This is a genomic window from Methylocella sp. (assembly GCA_037200525.1).
Classification (GTDB): domain Bacteria; phylum Pseudomonadota; class Alphaproteobacteria; order Rhizobiales; family Beijerinckiaceae; genus Methylocapsa.
Map to the genome: position 1 here is coordinate 2319328 of JBBCGG010000001.1, position 17574 is coordinate 2336901.

The 17574-nt window shown below is 61.4% G+C and carries 17 protein-coding genes; 10 read left to right on the forward strand and 7 right to left on the reverse strand.

Annotation, left to right across the window (positions count from 1 at the left end; translation table 11 throughout):
* Positions 1 to 8: 8 nt before the first annotated feature.
* From WDN46_11415 to WDN46_11440, 6 genes are all read left to right on the forward strand, one after another.
* Entirely contained in the window at positions 9 to 1214 is a 1206-nt protein-coding gene (locus tag WDN46_11415; GenBank protein MEJ0094011.1) for an aspartate aminotransferase family protein, read from the forward strand.
* Complete coding sequence (gene argF / locus WDN46_11420) at positions 1211 to 2167, forward strand: ornithine carbamoyltransferase (protein MEJ0094012.1); 957 nt, start codon at positions 1211 to 1213, stop codon at positions 2165 to 2167. Before WDN46_11415 ends, argF begins: the two co-directional genes overlap by 4 nt.
* Positions 2168 to 2172: 5 nt before the next feature.
* Entirely contained in the window at positions 2173 to 3141 is a 969-nt protein-coding gene (locus WDN46_11425; protein MEJ0094013.1) for an Hsp33 family molecular chaperone, read from the forward strand.
* Positions 3142 to 3342: 201 nt separating this feature from the next.
* Positions 3343 to 4989 (forward strand): acyl-CoA dehydrogenase family protein, encoded by a 1647-nt coding sequence (locus WDN46_11430; protein MEJ0094014.1) that lies wholly within the window; start codon positions 3343 to 3345, stop codon positions 4987 to 4989.
* A 180-nt stretch (positions 4990 to 5169) separates the two neighbouring features.
* On the forward strand, positions 5170 to 6360 hold the full coding sequence (locus WDN46_11435) for an acetyl-CoA C-acyltransferase (protein ID MEJ0094015.1): 1191 nt from the start codon (positions 5170 to 5172) through the stop codon (positions 6358 to 6360).
* Between the two features lie 48 nt (positions 6361 to 6408).
* Entirely contained in the window at positions 6409 to 6912 is a 504-nt protein-coding gene (locus tag WDN46_11440) for a DUF302 domain-containing protein (protein MEJ0094016.1), read from the forward strand.
* 75 nt (positions 6913 to 6987) lie between these two features.
* Here WDN46_11440 and WDN46_11445 read toward each other — a convergent pair whose 3' ends face one another.
* From WDN46_11445 to WDN46_11465, 5 genes are all read right to left on the reverse strand, one after another.
* Positions 6988 to 7455, reverse strand: coding sequence for a cupin domain-containing protein (locus WDN46_11445; protein ID MEJ0094017.1), 468 nt, complete (start codon positions 7453 to 7455; stop codon positions 6988 to 6990).
* Positions 7456 to 7566: 111 nt separating this feature from the next.
* Positions 7567 to 7968, reverse strand: a complete 402-nt coding sequence (locus WDN46_11450) for a hypothetical protein (protein MEJ0094018.1) — start codon at positions 7966 to 7968, stop codon at positions 7567 to 7569.
* 121 nt (positions 7969 to 8089) lie between these two features.
* A complete protein-coding gene (locus WDN46_11455; protein MEJ0094019.1) occupies positions 8090 to 9946 on the reverse strand; it encodes a methylmalonyl-CoA mutase family protein in 1857 nt (618 codons plus the stop codon).
* Positions 9928 to 10347 (reverse strand): lysozyme inhibitor LprI family protein, encoded by a 420-nt coding sequence (locus WDN46_11460; GenBank protein ID MEJ0094020.1) that lies wholly within the window; start codon positions 10345 to 10347, stop codon positions 9928 to 9930. The genes WDN46_11455 and WDN46_11460 overlap by 19 nt, the downstream gene beginning before the upstream one ends.
* Before the next feature lie 59 nt (positions 10348 to 10406).
* Positions 10407 to 10745, reverse strand: a complete 339-nt coding sequence (locus tag WDN46_11465; protein MEJ0094021.1) for a DUF1491 family protein — start codon at positions 10743 to 10745, stop codon at positions 10407 to 10409.
* 131 nt (positions 10746 to 10876) lie between these two features.
* Here WDN46_11465 and WDN46_11470 point away from each other — a divergent pair, with 131 nt between their 5' ends.
* On the forward strand, positions 10877 to 12259 hold the full coding sequence (locus tag WDN46_11470) for a M20/M25/M40 family metallo-hydrolase (protein MEJ0094022.1): 1383 nt from the start codon (positions 10877 to 10879) through the stop codon (positions 12257 to 12259).
* Between the two features lie 92 nt (positions 12260 to 12351).
* Here WDN46_11470 and murJ read toward each other — a convergent pair whose 3' ends face one another.
* Positions 12352 to 13887, reverse strand: coding sequence for a murein biosynthesis integral membrane protein MurJ (murJ, locus tag WDN46_11475; protein MEJ0094023.1), 1536 nt, complete (start codon positions 13885 to 13887; stop codon positions 12352 to 12354).
* Between the two features lie 7 nt (positions 13888 to 13894).
* On the reverse strand, positions 13895 to 14896 hold the full coding sequence (locus tag WDN46_11480) for a glycosyltransferase family 2 protein (protein ID MEJ0094024.1): 1002 nt from the start codon (positions 14894 to 14896) through the stop codon (positions 13895 to 13897).
* A gap of 300 nt (positions 14897 to 15196) precedes the next feature.
* On the opposite strand from WDN46_11480, the gene WDN46_11485 reads away from it, so the two are divergent.
* The 3 genes from WDN46_11485 (at position 15197) to WDN46_11495 (ending at position 17499) form a co-directional block, all read left to right on the forward strand.
* Entirely contained in the window at positions 15197 to 16072 is an 876-nt protein-coding gene (locus tag WDN46_11485; protein MEJ0094025.1) for a ChbG/HpnK family deacetylase, read from the forward strand.
* Complete coding sequence (locus tag WDN46_11490) at positions 16069 to 16866, forward strand: SDR family NAD(P)-dependent oxidoreductase (protein ID MEJ0094026.1); 798 nt, start codon at positions 16069 to 16071, stop codon at positions 16864 to 16866. Before WDN46_11485 ends, WDN46_11490 begins: the two co-directional genes overlap by 4 nt.
* A gap of 216 nt (positions 16867 to 17082) precedes the next feature.
* Complete coding sequence (locus WDN46_11495; GenBank protein MEJ0094027.1) at positions 17083 to 17499, forward strand: heme-binding protein; 417 nt, start codon at positions 17083 to 17085, stop codon at positions 17497 to 17499.
* Positions 17500 to 17574: the final 75 nt, after the last annotated feature.

A 17574-nucleotide genomic window follows, 5' to 3' on the forward strand; every position in this document is an offset into this window, starting at 1 on the left:
GACAATACGTGCCATCGTCGCTGCTTCCCACCTACGCCCGCGCCGATCTCGCCTTTGAGCGGGGAGATGGAGTCTGGCTGACTGCGACGACCGGCGAACGATTTCTCGATTTCGGCGGCGGCATCGCCGTAGCCTCGCTCGGCTATTCGCATCCCCATCTCGTTGAAACGCTGATCGAGCAGGGCGGCAAGCTTTGGCACACCTCCAACCTTTTCAAAATTCCGCAGGCGGAGCGTCTCGCCGCGCGCCTTGCGGAGGTCAGCTTCGCCGATTACGCGTTCTTCACCAATTCCGGCGCCGAGGCGATAGAGGGCGCGATCAAGACTGCGCGTAAATATCAATCGGCGAGCGGACACCCGGAAAAGTTCCACATCATCACCTTTAACGGGGCTTTCCACGGCCGGACCCTTGCGACGATCGCGGCGGCTGGCAATCCCAAATATATCGAGGGATTTGGTCCCAAGGTCGAAGGCTTCGATTCCGTCGATTTCGGCGATATTCAAGCGGTCAAGGCCGCCATCGGTCCGCAGACTGGGGCGATCCTGGTCGAGCCGATCCAAGGCGAGGGGGGCATCCGCGTTCCTGCGCCGGGATTCTTGCGCGCGCTGCGTGATCTTTGCGACGAGAAGGGTCTTCTGTTGGTCTTCGACGAAGTCCAAACCGGCGTCGGCCGCACCGGCAAGCTATTTGCTTATGAATTGTCCGGCGTCGCGCCCGATATCATGGCGATCGCCAAAGGCATCGGCGGCGGATTTCCGCTCGGCGCGTTCCTCGCCACGCGCGAGGCCGCCAAGGGTATGGTTGTTGGGACGCACGGAAGCACCTATGGCGGCAATCCCCTGGCCACCAGCATTGGCAACGCCGTGCTGGACGTCGTGCTCGCGCCCGGTTTTCTCGATCACGTCGCCTTGATGGGTTTGAGACTGAAGCAAGGCCTTGCCGGATTGAAGGACGCCCATCCCCGCGTGATCGCCGAGATTCGTGGCGAGGGTTTGTTGCAGGGCATCGCTCTGCGCGTCCCAGTCGGCGAGTTCGCCGCCGCCGCGCGAGCCGAAAAGATCCTGGTTATTCCGGCAGCGGACAATGTTGCGCGTCTGTTGCCGCCCTTGATCATCAACGAGGAAGAAATCGCCGAAGGGATCAAGCGCCTCGGCGCCGCTTGCGCGCGCTTCGAAACCGACAAAGCCGCAGCCCTGAGCGAGGCGAGCGGATGACCGCCTCCAGCATAGAGGGAGAGATCGCCATCGCCCGGCACTTCCTCGATCTTTCGGAGATTCCCGCAGTCGATCTTCGCCGCATTCTCGATGCCGCCGTTGCGATCAAGTCGCTGCGGCGCAAGGGCCAGCCGGCGGCTGAAAAACCGCTCGCCGGCAAGGTTCTGGCGATGATCTTCGACAAGCCTTCGACGCGCACGCGGGTGTCGTTCGATCTCGCCATGCGTGAGCTCGGCGGCGAGACGATCATGCTGACCGGAAGGGAAATGCAACTTGGGCGCGGCGAGACCATCGCCGACACCGCGCGCGTCCTGTCGCGTTTCGTCGATGCGATGGTGATCCGCGTTTTGAAGCATGACGATATCGTCGAACTCGCGCGCTATTCCGCCGTGCCGGTGATCAACGGGCTGACCAAGCGTTCGCATCCGTGTCAGGTCATGGCCGACGTTTTGACCTTCGAGGAGCATCGGGGACCGATCAAGGGACGCACGGTGGCATGGAGCGGCGACTCAAATAATGTTCTGGCGAGCTGGGTCCATGCCGCGCAACGGTTCGATTTCTCGTTGAATGTGGCGACCCCCGCCGAGCTCGAGCTTTCCGGCGATCTCGTGGATTGGGCGCGCCGCTTCGGAGCCCGCCTCAATCTTATGCGCGATCCTTTCGAGGCTGTTGATGGCGCGGACGCGGTGGTCTCGGATTGCTGGGTGTCGATGGGCGATCAGGACGAGGCCTCTCGCCACAATCTGCTCGCGCCTTACCAGGTGAATGGAAAGCTGATGGCCGCCGCCGCCAAGGATGCGATCTTCATGCATTGCCTGCCCGCTCATCGCGGCGAGGAAGTCACCGATGAGGTCATCGATGGCTCGCAATCTGTCGTCTTTGATGAGGCCGAGAACAGACTGCACGCCCAAAAAGGCATCCTGTCCTGGTGCTTTGGAGTTGCGAAAGCATGATGGATATGGCTTCTGCGCCGTCTCAGGGTCCTGCCTCGCGGCCGGTTTCGGATCAGGGCCTTGATGATGCGGTGCTTCCTTACGCCGTGGATCAGCTTGACGTGCGCGGCCGCGTCGTGCGGCTTGGCCCCAGCGTCGATCATATCCTCGAGCAACACAATTATCCGCCGCCGGTGGCGCGAGTCGTCGGCGAGGCTTTGGCGCTGACCGCGCTGCTTGGCTCATTGTTGAAGTTTAGCGGACGGTTCCAACTGCAAACGCGCACCGACGGCGCAATCGACATGCTGGTTGTCGATTTCGATGCGCCTGATCGCCTGCGCGCTTTTGCACGTTTCGATGCAGAAAAGCTTGCGGTTGGCGGGGACCTGCTCGGCAAAGGTCATCTCGCCTTCACCGTCGATCAGGGCGTCGATGCATCGCGCTATCAAGGGATCGTCGCCCTGGAGGGGCAGGGGCTCGAGGAAGCCGCGCATCAATATTTCCGTCAGTCCGAGCAAATTCCAACGCTGGTCCGTCTGGCCGTGGCGCAAAGGGTCGCTGGCGATGGCGTCAGCTGGCGGGCGGGCGGCCTGCTGGCGCAGTTCTTGCCAAGATCCAGCGAGCGGCAAAGGCGAGCGGATCTCCATCCTGGCGATGCGCCGGATGGGCTGACGTATGAGGCGCCGCAGGAGGATGACGCCTGGACTGAGGTCAAGGCCATCGCCGCCACGATCGAGGATCATGAACTCGTCGATCCGACCTTGTCGAGCGAGCGGCTGCTATACAGGCTGTTTCACGAGCCCGGTGTAAAAGTCTTTGAGCCGCAAATTTTGCAAGATGCCTGCCGCTGCTCGGATGATGGCGTTAGATCCATGCTGCGCGGGTTTACCGCGGAGGACCGCGCCGACATGGTGGGCGATGACGGCATGATCGGCGTCACCTGCGAATTCTGCTCGACCTTCCGCGCCTTCGATCCAAAAGATTTCGAAGATTAGCGCCTATGCGGCCGGGGCTCCGCACATGCGAGCCGGCTCATCGAATAGCTTGCCTTTTGGTTCCGGCGCGACGGCGACTGAGTTGATTCCATTTCAACCCCGGCTCAAGATCGGCGGGGCGCCGCAGGCTCTTTGGCGCCCATTTGGCGCCATTGACCGCAGACGCTTCGGTCTCAACGCGCCATGAGAGGAGACGCGACTTTGACCTGGCGAACTCATGAGGTTGTCAATCAATTTGACGAATTGACCGGTTACAACCTGTTTGCCACCGACGCGTGTCTTCGTCAGTCTGTGGAGAGAGAGGGAGCCGACTGGTTCGCGCGCGAGCTCGACGCGTTTGGCGCCCGCATCGGAAGCCCCGAAAGCTTCCGCATGGCCGATGAGGCGAACCGGCATCCTCCCGAACTGAAGACATTTGATCGCCGCGGCCGCCGTCTTGACGAAGTGACATTCCATCCAAGTTGGCACGCTCTCTTGGCGCTATGCCGCGAGCCGGGGCTGATCTCGCTTCCGTTTTCCAGTCAGCGTTCTGGACGTTGGGCGGCCTCCGTCGCCGGTCTCTATCTGCATGGTCAGGTCGAGGCCGGCACGATGTGCCCCACGACGATGACCCAGGCCTGCATTCCGCTGCTTCAAAAGGAGACTGCGCTGTGGGCGCAGCTTGGAGAAAAACTCCATTCTCGAGAATATGACGCGCGCGATATTCCCATGGAGCAAAAGTCCTCCATTCTGATCGGCATGGGCATGACCGAGAAGCAGGGCGGCTCGGACGTGCGCGCCAATACGACGCGCGCGACGCCAGTCGGCGCCGGCGGGCGCCGGGGCGAATATACGCTGCGCGGCCACAAATGGTTTTTCTCGGCTCCGATGTGCGACGCCCATCTCGTCGTGGCGCAGACCGACGCCGGTCCGACTTGTTTTTACGTGCCCCGCTGGCGGCCTGACGGTTCGAAAAATGATGTTCAGATTCAGCGCTTGAAGGATAAGATCGGCAATCGCAGCAATGCGAGCGCCGAGGTTGAGTTCTTCGACGCTTTGGGCGTCATGATGGGCGAGGAGGGACGAGGCATCCCGACTATCATTGAGATGGCCACGTACACGCGCCTCAGCTGCGTCATCGGCAGCGCCGCGATCTTGCGTCAATGCGCGGTGCAAGCAATAGCCTACGCGCGTCAGCGGCGGACCTTCGGCCATCGTCTTGTCGAGCAACCCTTGATGCGCTCCGTGCTGACCGATCTTGCCCTGGAGAGCGAGGCCGCGGCGCTGTTGATGGTGCGCCTTGCGAGGGCCTTTGAAGACAGCGGCGACCCGAGCCAACGCGCTTGGAAGCGCATCATGACTCCGGCTGCCAAATTTTGGATCTGCAAACGCGCGGTTGAACTCAGCGGCGAGGCCATCGAGGTGTTTGGCGGCAATGGTTTTGTGGAGGAGGGACCGATGGCGCGTCTGTTTCGCGAAGCGCCGGTCAACTCCATTTGGGAAGGCGCCGGCAATGTGATGTGCCTCGACGTCATGCGCGCTGTTCGCCGCGAACCCGAGACGGCGCTCGCTTTATTGGACGAGTTCGCCGCTGACGGCGGCGATGAGCCGCGCATCAAAGGACAACTGAAGGCCCTTCGCGACGCCTTGTCCCTGCCGGGCGACGAACTTGAGGCGTTAGGCCGGAGATTTGCCCAGCGTCTCGTGCTGACTGCTCAGGCCTGTCTTCTGCGTCGCCAAGCCCCGGCTATGATGGCGGAGGGATTTCTCGCGACGCGCTTCGATGGGCAATGGGGTCGCGTCGTCGGAGCCGGAGATATGCGGCGGCTCGACGTCGATGCGCTGCTCGAGCGGACTTATCCGCTCTGACCTCGCCAAATGTCGCAGAATCTTACAGCGACGCGCCGCCCGCTCGAGGCGCAACCCCGCGACCCTCTGGTGGAAGTTTGCTTGTGCGCCCATTGAATTACGATCGGCATGTATTATGATATTGGTCAGATAATTTACCAACGAGCCGCGCTTGTCGCACTCTGAATGAGGCCTAATCTCATGCCGACCGTCGATCCAGTCGTCATTGTTTCCGCTGTCCGTACGCCGCTTGGCCGGTTTATGGGGGAGCTGTCCGGTCTCTCCGCTTCGGCTCTTGGAGCGCACGCGATCCGCGCCGCGCTGGATCGCGCGACGCTTTCGTCCGAGCGGGTCGACGAGGCGCTGGTTGGTTGCGTGCTGCCCGCCGGACAGGGGCAGGCTCCGGCGCGCCAGGCTGCGCGTCGCGCTGGACTGCCGGATGCGACGGGCGCGACCACAATCAACAAGGTCTGCGGGTCCGGCATGAAAGCGACGATGCTCGCGCGCGATCTGATATTGGCGGATTCCGCAAACATCGTTGTCGCGGCGGGCATGGAGTCAATGTCGAACGCGCCCTATCTGCTTGGCAAGGCGCGCGCCGGCTACCGGTTTGGGCATGACCGCGTCCTTGACCATATGCTGCTCGATGGACTCGAGGACGCTTATGAAGCTGGACGCTCCATGGGCGATTTCGGCGAGGCGGCCGCGCAAGCCTATCAGTTCACCCGAGGCGATCAGGACGCCTATGCAGTGGAGACGCTGACGCGCGCTAGAACGGCGATCGAGAAGGGCTATTTCAAAGCCGAAATCGCGCCCGTTCCGGTCACGGGAAAGAACGGGGAGCAACTGATCGAGAATGACGAGCATCCGTTAAAAGTCTCGCCGGAAAAAATTCCGAAGCTGAAGCCTGCTTTCCGCCCGGATGGAACAATTACGGCGGCGAGCGCCTCCGCCAACGCTGACGGCGCAGCGGCGCTGGTCCTGACGAGAAGGTCTCTTGCTGAGCGCGAGGGACTGCCGATCCTTGCCGAGATTACGGCGCACGCAACTCATAGTCAGGAGCCCGCCTGGTACACGACGGCGCCGATCCCGGCGATCCGTAAATTGCTCGATAAGGCAGGCTGGGCGGTTGATGATGTTGATCTTTTCGAGATCAACGAGGCCTTCGCCGTGGTCGCTATGGCGGCGCAGCGCGATCTTGGCATTCCGCGCGAAAAGCTGAACGTGAACGGCGGCGCCTGCGCGCTCGGCCATCCAATCGGCGCCACTGGCGCGCGCATCATCGTTACCTTGCTGCACGCACTTGCGCGGCAAGGGCTGACTCGCGGCGTAGCGGCGCTTTGCATTGGCGGCGGCGAAGCTACGGCGATCGCTATCGAGCGCCTGCATTGACGGGGCAGGCGGCTTGCGTCCATGCTCCTCGGAGGAGGGGAGGTAGCAATGCAAGACCAAAGCACGCTGATCCATCTCGAATATGTAGGCGACCGCAGCTTTGATGAGATTGTCGCCGCCTTCGAGGCGGCGACAGCACCGGTCAACGGCGACCAATTTCGGGAAGCTGTCGTTGCTTCCGTGGGCGACGTCGAGGATTTCGAAAAGCGCATACATGGCTTCGAAGGGCCAAGCGGTTTCATGCGATTCCTTGACATCGATCACGGTGCCTGGATGCAGGTGTTGGGCATTCCGGGGCGAGCAAAGTGTTATATCCTCGGCAATCCCTTGATTGCCGCGACGATGGTTCGCCATGATATCGGCGCCGGTCTGAATGCGCCGGTGCGCATCTTGATTATCGAGGACCCTTCGAGCCGCCGCGCGAAGCTCGTTTATGATCTTCCATCATCGCTGATGGCGCGCCTTGGCAATGATCAACTCAATGCCGCGGCGCTGAAGCTCGATGAAAAGCTCGCGGCCCTGGCTGAACTCGCGACGGGCGCCCACGCATAACGCGCGGCGCTTGCGGCGCGACCGGCGCCGCATGATCGTCTCTGGACGGTCAGAGCAACCTTTCGGGATTGTGCTTTAGCCGGGGTGCGTCGGATCGATCCAGCGCACGGTCTCGGGCTTCTCGGCGTGTTCGATATCGAGATTGATAGCGACAGCCTCGCCGTCCGAGCGCACGAGCACGCCCAGCACTTCGTCCGGGCTAGCGTTAATCTCCTGATGCGGCGCGTAGGGCGGGATGTAGATGAAGTCGCCCGGGCCGGCGTCGGCGGTGAATTCCAGGGCGGCGCCCCAGCGCATCCGCGCGCGGCCCTTCAGCACATATATAACGCTCTCGAGGTGGCCATGATGATGTGCGCCGGTTTTTGCATTGGGATGGATCGTCACCGTTCCGGCCCAAATCTTTTGCGCGCCGACGCGAGCGAAGTTGATCGCGGCCTTTCGATCCATGCCGGGGGTCTGCGCGGTGTTCGGATCAAGAGAGCCAGCCGGGATCACGCGCACGCCGTCGTGTTTCCAATTTTCGGGAATGTCGCTCGACGCCATAGCTTCCACTCGCTTTGCCCTAGAATTTCCGGCGCATCTTATCGACTCTCAGGCGAGGGCCGGACGCTGCTGTTCTGAAGCGATGATAGTGCGGTCTTTTGCATCAAAGCGCTAGCCTTGCCGCTCGGCGCTCCATGATCCGACGCATTGCATAGTCGGCGAGGACCAACTGCCGGAGCCAGTTTTGCCCTTCAGCTTTCCAGCGACATTGGCGATTTGATTATCGCGCCGGAACGCCAGCGAGACAATGCCGCGCGCGCTGATCTCGCCGCTCGCTTGCATGAATCCATCAGCTGGCGACGTGACGCGCCCATCGGCGACGGTGATCGTCCAATGGTAATCCTTATCGCACATGCCTTGCAGAGTGACGACGTGGACCGCATAGACGCCATCGTGATCTCTGGCGATGACGGAACGCGGCCTTTGTTGCGCATCCAACGCCGTGATCCCGATCAAGCAACTCGCGGTCGCGAGCGCAGCCGCGAGAAGACGCTGGCAGGAATTAAAACGCATTTTCTCATCTCCTTCTGACTGCATCTAGGTAAGTTTACAACTTTTTGGACGGGTTAGGCAAAAAGCGATTACCTGCACCGAAGCGTTGCCGATCATTGCGACAGGAGCTTTGGGCTACGGCTCAAAGGGTTGCTGCTAGCGCGCCTTTGAGAATCGCCGGAACATTGGCGCCCGGATAAGCAAAATCGACGATGCCGGCGTCACGTAACGCCAGCTCCATATCGCCCGGTGGGGCCGCGAGATAAATGGCTGCGGCTCCTGCCGCACGCAGGGCTTTCGCCGCGGCCGTGGCTCCGGCAAGCATACCGCCGGATGTGCAAATGCAGGCGATCTTGCATCCCGAGAGCCTGAAAGCCTCTGCCGCCGCCGCCGGGCGCTCGAAACCGTCACTGCTCAAAACTTCGATCCCCGCAATCTCGAAAAAGTCCATGGCGAACGTCGCGCGTGGCGCGAAAGTTTCCGAGGGACCAAGATTTGCGAGAAAAAGCTTGGGCCTTGCGCCGGTCCGCATAAGGGCGGCGTCGGACGCCGCCCTCAACGACTCAAAGGGTTCGGCGTCGCGATGCCAGGCCAGCGGAATGCAGCCGCCATGCGCTGGCGTTGGCGTCTCACGCGGGGGAGCAGGAGCCATGGCCAGCACGCGGACTGGCGTTGCGGCAAGGTCGGGAAATGTGCTGACGCCGACGATCGGCATGGCGCGGCGCGCGATCGCCTCGCACCGCCTTGCGGCAGTTGCGGCGATCTCTTCTTGCGGCAGACCGGCTTTGAGGCTCTCAATCATTCCGCCAGCTTTCTCGAAGCGCTGGAAGAGGGACCAGGCTCGCTCGCAAAGTTGATCCGTCAGCGCCTCAAACCCGCCGGAGCCAGCTGCGGGGTCCGCGACCATCGCAACATGGGCTTCCTCCAGCAGCAGCAATTGCGTATTGCGAGCAATGCGGCGCGCGAAGTCGTCGGGCAGCCCTAGCGCAAGCGTGAAAGGCAGCATGGTAATCACGTCTGCTCCCCCAAGTCCGGCGGCAAACGCCGCTGTGGTCGCCCGGCATATGTTGACCCAGGGGTCTTGCCTCGTCATCATTCGGAACGCGGTCTCGGCATGCAGCCGGACCGGCTTCGCCGCCAGGCCGCAAGCTGCCTCTACGCACGCCCAGAGCCGCCGTAATGCGCGGAATTTGGCGAGGGTCAAAAATTCGTCGGCGTCGGCGACGAGAAGAAAAGCGATCTCGTCTCTGGCTTCCTCGAGCGATGCGCCATTGGTTTCGAGAAGCCTCAGATAGGCGAGGCCAGTCGCCAGCGCCGCGGCGAGTTCCTGCGCTTCACCCGCGCCGGCTTCATGATAGGGCCGACCATCGGCGACCATCAAGCGTCCGGAAAAGCCGCTGGCGCGCAGAGTCCGGCGCAGGCCTTCCGCCGTGCGGCCGATCCCGGCGAGGGCATCAGCGTCAGCGCCAGAGCGGGCAAAAATGCCGATCGGATCGAGGCCAAAGTCGACATCGAGCGCTGCGGCGGTCAAGCGCCGCTTGTGAGCCAAAAGGCCGAACCAAGCGGCGATCTCGCTGGCGCGGTCTCCGGCGTCAAGGCGCAACGAAACTAGATCAAGTTCGATATTTTGCAGCGCGGCGTCAAGGTCGCTTTCGCTTGCGATGTCGAGACCAAAGCCGCGTCCGCTCTCGGCCTTTGATACGCAGAGCGTTAGGGCGCCGGCACCGCTCTTAAGATCGGCCAGAGCGATGTCATTGGCTGCTGCGACTTCGGGATGATCCATTCTTTGCGAGATCGCCCAGGCCCCCGACTTCTGTCGCAAGGCGCGGTCGCAGTTTCCGGCGCGGGGGTACAGCGGTTCAATCTTCAACCCTTCGAGCGTTGACGAAGCGAGCTTCTCGAAAGCCTCGCCGTTCAGCGCCGCATCGACGCGCTTGCGCCAGGCCGCGGCGTCCGTCGGAGGAAATGGGGCGCTTGAGTCTATTTCGGGACGGGGCAACTCATATCGCCTTCCTGGCAGTTGAGATAGGCGTTCAAGCCTTTGATGCGGTCCTGCGTCATGCTGCTTCTGCAATTCTGCACGAGGGTATGATAGAGGCTGCCATCCTTGGCGGCATTGGTCGCGAAAGCGCATTCGGCGTCGCGAAACAGCAGCCAATCTCTCTGTGACGCGATCAGCAATTGCTTTGTCTCGTCGCTCCCCTTCAGGCGCGCGATAATGTCCCTGTAGATTTGGTTCAGCTCCGAGTCGGTGCTTTTGATGCCTGCATCGGCGCAGCCGTTCATTTCGGTCTGGGTCTGCGCGTTGGCGCAATCGTCCGCGCGCGCAGATGAAATCCAACCGGAGGCAAGCAAGCTGACGATAATAAGTACGTAAGGCATCTCAACTCTTTCTCTCATCGGCGCTCAGGAAATTAAGCCATGCGCGAGCGCGCGCAAAGATATTGCATTGCGGAACATCAATTCGCGAGATCGAGAAAGCAGCGGCCCGCTCGATCTTCCGTCTCGACGATCCAGAGATCGGGGTCGAATTTGAGTTGTCGGGCTAGCTTGAGTTCGGCCTCCGCCGGATCAATCCACGGATCGCTGTGCATCCTCGCGAACAGACGGTCCTGATTTTCCTGTAGCTCGCTTTGGGGGGCGGGGCCAAAGAGCGCGGCGACGCCGTCGAGACGGTCGATCTTGACGAAAATCGCGCCGGCCTCAGCCGCGCCGCGTCGGCGCAGAACGGCGACAGCGCCCTCATGCGCGCAGCGCCTCAGATAGGCCGAAACCCAAAAATCGGCGCGAAGCCGCATATTTTCTCTCCAATAATGGCGTAACCACCCGGCGCCAGCAAAAATCGCCTTTGCCCGACCCGCACATGACCTGATATCTGGATGATAATCCATTGGCGCCCGGCGCGCCCCGCCGAATCGTAGGAGACCTCATGGCCGCGCTCGAAACTGTTCTGCAAAAGATCGACGCCAACCTCGATTCCGCCTTGCGACGGCTTTTCCAGCTCATTGAGATCAAATCAGTTTCGACTGATCCCGATTTCGCTCGCGATTGCGCAGCCGCGGCGCATTGGCTGGTTCACGAATTGAACTCTATCGGATTCGACGCGTCCGTTCGGCCGACAAAAGGTCACCCGATAGTGGTCGCCCACTGCAAAGCGGCGCGCCCGGACGTGCCTCATCTCCTGTTTTATGGCCATTACGACGTGCAGCCGGCGGACCCTCTCGAGCTCTGGGAAGCCCCACCATTCGAACCTCGCATCAAGGACGCAGAGACGGGAAAGCAGATCGTTGGACGCGGCGTGGCCGATGACAAGGGCCAGCTGATGACCTTCATCGAGGCTTGTCGCGCCTTCAAGGAGACTGGCGATCTGCCCTGCGCGATCACCTTCCTTCTCGAGGGCGAGGAAGAGACCGGGTCGCCATCGTTGCCGGCCTTTCTTGACGCCAACAAGCAGGAGCTGGAAGCCGACCTCGCGCTTGTCTGCGACACGGGGATGTGGGATCGCGAGACGCCGGCGATTACGACGATGCTGCGCGGCCTCGTTCTCGAGGAAGTCATCATCCACGGCGCCAACCGCGATCTGCATTCAGGGATTTTTGGCGGCGCCGCCGTCAATCCGATCAATGTTCTTGCGGGCATCATCGCCGGGCTGCGCGATGACGCGGGCCACATCGCCTTGCCGGGCTTTTATGACGGCGTCGCCGAATTGCCCGAGGCGGTCACCGAGCAATGGGCCAAGCTGAAATTTCGCGAGGAGGACTTTCTCGGCGATGTCGGTCTGTCCGTTCCGGCGGGCGAGGAGGGGCGCGGCGTGCTGGAGATGGTCTGGTCGCGGCCGACCTTCGACGTCAACGGCATTATCGGCGGCTATACCGGCAAGGGATCGAAGACTGTGCTGCCTGCGCAGGCCAGCGCCAAATTCTCGTTTCGGCTTGTCGGCAATCAGGATCCCGCCAAGATCGCGGAAAGCTTCCGCTCTTATGTCAAGAAGAGCCTGCCCGCCGATTGCCGGGCCGAATTCATCTCCCATGGCGGTTCGCGGGCGCTGCAACTGCCTTTCAGCTCAGACTCTCTCTCTCGGGCGGCTCGGGCTTTGCAGGCGGAGTGGGGCAAGGAGCCGGTTTTCGCAGGCTGCGGCGGCTCGATCCCGATCGTCGGCAATTTCAAGGCCGACCTCAAGATGGATACATTGATGATTGGCTTTGGCCTCGAAGATGATCGCGTCCATTCGCCGAACGAGAAATATGAACTTGCCTCGTTCCACAAGGGCGCGCGAAGCTGGGCGAGGGTTTTGCAGGCGCTGGCGCTTTAGAGCGCGATTCTAACCGTCGCCAAAGGCCTCCTTGGCCTCATGGCGACGCCTGCTGTCGTCGCAATGGGCAGACCCGACGAACCCCGGCGGATTTAGCCTGATTTCGATGACCGCAGCCTGACGCCCGCAAAGCGAAGACCGGCGATCAAAACCAGTCCATAGATGAGCGCTCCGCCGCTCCCGAGCAAAAGCAGCTCCAATTCATTGACGAAGTGTCCGATTTTCGCCGCAAGACGCTCGACCGGCGCTGCGGCGGAAAGCGCGAAAAACGACAAGGCGCAGGATGCGACCGAGACGCAGGCGGCGGTCTTCCACAAGAAGAGATCAGGCTTCATCGTCCCGCGTCGGATCGCAAAAATCACCAGAAGGACAAGATTGATCCAAGCGCCGGCCGCTGTCGCCGTAGCCAGTCCGACGGCGCCTAAAGGTTTGAACAGGACGATCTTTAACGCGACGTTGAACGCCACCGCCGTCAACGAGATCATCATTGGCGTTTTGGTGTCGCCATGCGCTTGGAAGCTCGCCAGCGCCGATCGGACCAGCACGATGGCGATCAGGCCAAATCCATAGGCCGCGAGCACTGCCGCCGAAGCGTCGGCGGCCTCCGGCGTGAAGGCGCCATGGAGAAAAATGCCGCGCATGATGAATTCGGGGATCATGATGAAGGCGATGAAGAATGGCGCCGAAAGGGCCAGCGAAAGCGCGATGGTTCGGTTTTGCGCGTGCAAGGCGCCGCCAGGATTTTCGGCGGCGAGGAGGCGGCTCATCTGGGGCAAGAGCACGGTGCCCGCCGCGATGCCGATGACGCCGAGCGGCAATTGATAAATTCGGTCGGCATAGTAAATCGAGGAGACGCCGCCGGTCGGCAGCATAGAACCGATGATCGTGTCGGCGAAGAACGCAATTTGAGCGCCGGCGGAGCCGATCACCGCCGGTCCGAGCATCGCCAGAAAGCGCTTGACCGCAGCGCTCATCCTTGGCCACGCAAAGCGCTCCAGAATGCCGGCGCGGTAAGCCGCAATCGAAGTAAGAGCCAGTTGGAGGAGCCCCGAAACGGCAAGGCCCCAGCTCGCCGCGACAGCTGCATTGGGAAACAAGAAGGCGACGCCGACGAATGCGACGATTGCGACATTCATCAGCACTGGCGCGAGGGCGGCGGCGGCAAAGCGCCCATGCGCGTTCAAGGCTCCCGATTGCAAGGTCACAAGGGTGATGAACAGGAGGTAGGGAAAGGTTATGCGGGTCAGCGTAACCGTCAGCGCGAATTTCGAGGGGTCCGCGCGAAAGCCTGGCGCAAGAACATCGACGAGAGCGGGCGTGAACGCCCAGGCGAGAAGCAGCAGAACGATCTGCGAGATGAGCAGCCCGATAAAGATCTGGCCGGAGAATTTTTTCGCGCCCTCGAGACCTTCCCCGTGCAGCACGCGCGAATAGGTCGGGACAAAAGCGGCGTTCCATGCGCCTTCGCCAAAAATCGCGCGAAAATGATTGGGCAGCCTCTGCGCCACGACGAAAGCATCGGCGAGCAAACCGACGCCAAGAACCGCGCCAAGCACGACATCGCGTAAAAATCCCGCGGCGCGCGAGAGCAACGTGAAGCCGCCGACCGAAAGCAGGCTTTTGTACATCGCTGACTCAGGTCCAATCGCGGCGGCGCGCGAGCGGATCGTCCGGCAGGGGCGGCGCGACCCCAAGGCGCTCCTCGATCAGGTAGAGCGGGCGCCGCTTCACTTCGGCGAAGATGCGGCCGATATATTCCCCGATAATGCCAAGAGAGAGCAATTGAATGCCGGCGAAGAAAGTGATCGAGACGATCAATGAAGCATAGCCCGGAACATCGACCCCGAAAATCAGCGTGCGAATCCCATAAAAGCTCGCCAACGCCAGCGCCAGAACCGAAGTGAGAAGACCAATGTAGGTCCACACCTTCAGCGGCATCGTCGTAAAGGACATGAGCCCGTCGAGCGCGAAATGGGTCAATTTCCGGTAGCTGAACTTGGACGATCCATGCGCGCGGGGAGCGACCTCAAAAGGCACGCCGATCGATTTGAAGCCGATCCAGGCATAAAGTCCTTTGGAAAAACGCGCATGCTCGCGCATGCTTCGCAAGGCCGCGACAGCCTTCGCGTCGAGCAGCCGAAAATCGCCGGCGCCTTCAGGCAGGCTGGTTTCCCCGAGCGAGCCGAAGAGCGTGTAAAAACGCTGCGTCAGCATCCGCCGTAACGGCGAATCTGTTGATCGATCAACGCGCTGCCCGAAAACATTCTTGTAACCCTCCCGCCAGCGCGCGACGAAGGCTTCGATCATCTCGGGTGGATGTTGCAGGTCGGCGTCCATAATGATGGTGGCGGCGCTGCGGACATGATCGAGGCCTGCGGCGACGGCGATCTCCTTGCCGAAGTTCCGGCTCAGCGATAGCGCGCGAATGCGGGGGTCGGAATCATGGATGGCGCGCAGGATCTCTAGCGTGTCATCGGTCGAACCATCATCGACGAAAATGATTTCAAACGAGCGCGCGCAGGATTCAAGGACCGGGAGGAGCCTTTCAAGCAGCGGCCGTATATTCTCGGATTCATTATACACGGGCGCGACGACGGACAGTTCCGTTTCCGCCGGGACCACGTCGGGTCTCATCATCGAGGGGGCCTCGTTTTCATCGGAAGCTGCGGCAGGCGTAGGCTCGGCTTTGGTTGTCGGCATCCTGGCCTTTGTGCGAGCCTCGCCTTTTGCTGCGGGCCCGTCTTCTGGAAAAGAGAAAGTCGAATGATGCTTGTGTTTCAAACCCATGATTTTGTTTTGGCGTATTTTATGTTCGCCGAAGCGCCCTGAAATGCTCTAGGCTTTGAGATTGATATGCGCAAGATAGCGCGTAAGATTCGCTCTGAGAGCGCCGGAGCAGTTAAAAAACGCTGGCGACCCCTGGGAGGAGTGACGCGGATGGGCAGCGACCAGGCTTCCTTTTCATTCAGCCTATGCGCCGATGATTTCGCCTTATCGCGCGGGGTCAGCCGGGGCGTCATCGAGGCGCTCGCCGCCGGCCGCTTGAGCGCGACGAGCGTCATGACGACGCGGCCATCGTGGCCGAGGGACGCGCTGGCGCTCTGTCCCTTCAAGGACACTGCCGACATCGGCTTGCACCTCAATCTGACGCTGGGCGCGCCGCTGCGCGCCATGCCGCGCTTTGCCGCCTCGGGTAACTTTCCCGAGGTAGCCCGCGTGCTGAAGGCGGCGCGGAGGGGTGAATTGCCTGAAGAGGAGATCAGGGCCGAGATTGAGCGTCAGCTTGACAGTTTTGTGGATTATTTTGGGGTTCTTCCCGATTTCGTCGATGGACATCAGCACGTCCAGATCCTGCCGCAAATCCGCCAGTGGCTCTTTGACGAATTGGAGGCGCGAGGGCTTCGCGGCAAAATCTGGCTGCGCAACAGCGCCGATAGGCCCTCGCGCATCCTGCGGCGCGGCCTCGAGCTGAAGAAAGCATTGGGCATCGTCTGGCTCGCCAAGGGATTTGCGCGGGAGGCGGCGGCGCGGGACTTTTCCACCAACGAAGGTTTTTCGGGCTTTTCGCGCTTTGATCCCTGCCGCGATTATGCCCATGATTTCGCGACTTATCTTTGCGCTCCCGGACGGTGCCACCTGATAATGTGTCATCCGGGCTATTGCGACGAGGAGCTTGTCCTCGCCGATCCGGTCACGCTCACGCGCGAAAGAGAGCTGAGCTTCCTATTGTCGCCCGCCTTTTCAAATATGCTTGAACGCGCCTCGGCGAAACTGACGCGCTTGTCTCCACGCAAGAAAGAGATGGCTGTTTGACCCGAGGCGCGCCGCTCTATCGCGCCCGCCCCGCCGATGGCGTCGCCCTGGTCACCGGGGCGAGTTCGGGCATTGGCCGGGCGGTCGCGCTTGAACTTGCAAAGCGCGGTTTTACGGTCGCCGCCAGCGCCCGGCGAGCTGCGGAATTGGACGCTTTGGCGGCGGAGTCCAAGCATATTTTCAGCTTCCCCGGCGATATTACCGACCGGGCGGGAATGGCGATGATGGTCGCGGCCATCGAAGCGGCGCTTGGACCGATCGCGCTCGCCTTCCTCAATGCGGGCGTTTATTTCCCGGCCGAGCGGGAGGGGTTTTCCGCCGACATCCTCTGGCGCACTTTTGAGATCAATGTCGGCGGCGCGGCCAATTGTCTCGAACCCACGCTTGCCGCCATGCAGCGGCGGGGCCGGGGGCAAATCGCGATTACATCCTCGCTCGCGGGCTATGGCGGGATTCCGGGCTCGCTAGCCTATGGCGCCAGCAAGTCGGCGCTGATCACCATGGCCGAAGCCTTGAAGCTGACTTACGAGCCGGCCGGCCTCACCATCCAAATCGTCAATCCCGGCTTCGTCGCGACGGCGATGACAGCGCATAATGACGATTTCGAAATGCCTTTCATCATGACCGCCGAGGCGGCCGCGAAGATCATTTGCGACGGATTCGAGAGAAGCGGCTTCGAGATCACTTTTCCGCGAAGGCTGGCTTATCTATTCAAAGCTGTTTGCCTGATGCCTTATGCATTGTTTTTCCCGCTGATGCGAGGGGCGACGAAGCGGGTTCAGCGCGATGTCTAAGCGGGGAATTTAAGCATATCCGCGAGGTCCGGCTTCCTTGCGGGCCTGTTTCAGGAGCAGGATACGAAGCCAAAAATAACAAATCAAAATGGGAAATATCCATGCAACAATACGCCTTCGCCGCAAAGCTTATCGCGGCAACAATCTTGGTGTCCGGCCAGAGTTATGCGCAACAGCCGGCGGGCGCCCAGTCCGCTTGACGTCGTGCCCGACAGGATGCCGTTCGAAATCCCTTATGGGCCGCCGATCTCGCTCGATCGCGCGCAGGCCGTTATCGCGGGCGCGATCGCTGAGGCGAAGAAGCGCAACTGGAAGGTGAATGTTGCGGTGGTCGATTCGGGCGGCAACCTCGTCGCCTTTGCCCGCATGGACAATGCCCAGCTGGCCTCGATTTCAGTCGCCGAGCACAAGGCTCGCACTTCCGCCAATTTCCGCCGGGAGACCAAGGTATTTGAGACCGCTATATATGGCGGCTTGGTCAATCAGATTACGGTTGACGGAGTGATCGGTTCGCGCGGCGGAATCCCGCTGGTCGAGGACGGCGAGCTGATCGGCGCCATCGGCGTCTCGGGCGCCGCCGCCTCGCAAGACGAGGTCTGCGCCAAGGCGGGCGTAGCAATCCTCAACAAATAACGCGCCGAGACCATTTGCGACAGGTCTGAGCGGGGCGGCTTGGAAATGACGTTTCCGCCGCCTCTCTTATGCGCG

Bases quoted from the DNA above. Each gene is read 5' to 3' on its own strand.
- WDN46_11465 (MEJ0094021.1), bottom strand. From the start codon at position 10,745: ATGCGGCTTCGCGCCGATTTTTGGGTTTCGGCCTATCTGAGGCGCTGC.
- WDN46_11425 (MEJ0094013.1), top strand. From the start codon at position 2,173: ATGGCTTCTGCGCCGTCTCAGGGTCCTGCCTCGCGGCCGGTTTCGGAT.
- WDN46_11460 (MEJ0094020.1), bottom strand. From the start codon at position 10,347: ATGAGAGAAAGAGTTGAGATGCCTTACGTACTTATTATCGTCAGCTTG.
- WDN46_11450 (MEJ0094018.1), bottom strand. From the start codon at position 7,968: ATGCGTTTTAATTCCTGCCAGCGTCTTCTCGCGGCTGCGCTCGCGACC.
- argF (MEJ0094012.1), top strand. From the start codon at position 1,211: ATGACCGCCTCCAGCATAGAGGGAGAGATCGCCATCGCCCGGCACTTC.
- WDN46_11440 (MEJ0094016.1), top strand. From the start codon at position 6,409: ATGCAAGACCAAAGCACGCTGATCCATCTCGAATATGTAGGCGACCGC.
- WDN46_11495 (MEJ0094027.1), top strand. From the start codon at position 17,083: ATGCCGTTCGAAATCCCTTATGGGCCGCCGATCTCGCTCGATCGCGCG.
- WDN46_11435 (MEJ0094015.1), top strand. From the start codon at position 5,170: ATGCCGACCGTCGATCCAGTCGTCATTGTTTCCGCTGTCCGTACGCCG.
- WDN46_11480 (MEJ0094024.1), bottom strand. From the start codon at position 14,896: ATGATGAGACCCGACGTGGTCCCGGCGGAAACGGAACTGTCCGTCGTC.
- WDN46_11485 (MEJ0094025.1), top strand. From the start codon at position 15,197: ATGGGCAGCGACCAGGCTTCCTTTTCATTCAGCCTATGCGCCGATGAT.
- murJ (MEJ0094023.1), bottom strand. From the start codon at position 13,887: ATGTACAAAAGCCTGCTTTCGGTCGGCGGCTTCACGTTGCTCTCGCGC.
- WDN46_11470 (MEJ0094022.1), top strand. From the start codon at position 10,877: ATGGCCGCGCTCGAAACTGTTCTGCAAAAGATCGACGCCAACCTCGAT.
- WDN46_11445 (MEJ0094017.1), bottom strand. From the start codon at position 7,455: ATGGCGTCGAGCGACATTCCCGAAAATTGGAAACACGACGGCGTGCGC.